Annotated in this window: 1 protein-coding gene; it reads left to right on the top strand. The window is 73.4% G+C overall.

Annotated features, from left to right (window positions below):
- Positions 1-134: 134 nt before the first annotated feature.
- A partial coding sequence (locus UK12_RS35310; protein ID WP_045307316.1) for a response regulator transcription factor occupies positions 135-301 on the top strand: 167 nt, incomplete at its 3' end.

The raw sequence follows: 301 nt of genomic DNA, 5'->3' as shown, positions 1-301 counted from the left end.
GCCGTCGGAGGCACGCGGGAGGTCGGACCGTGCGCAGACGTCGGCGTCTGGGTGCGGGCGCGGCTGCAGACCGCCGGCGGGAGGAGGGCGGGTGCACCGGGCGGAGCGGACCAAACCGGGAAGGGAGACGGACGATGATCCGGGTACTTCTGGCCGACGACCAGGTCCTGGTGCGGGGCGGGTTCCGGGCGCTGCTGGACTGCCAGCCCGACATCGAGGTGGTCGGCGAGGCGGACGACGGCGAGCAGGCCGTCGAACTCACCTGCCGGCTGGTGCCCGACGTCGTCCTGATGGACATCCG

Origin of the sequence: Saccharothrix sp. ST-888, from assembly GCF_000955975.1 — a bacterium.
Lineage (GTDB): Bacteria > Actinomycetota > Actinomycetes > Streptomycetales > Streptomycetaceae > Kitasatospora.
This window is presented reverse-complemented; position numbering and strand designations above follow the sequence as displayed.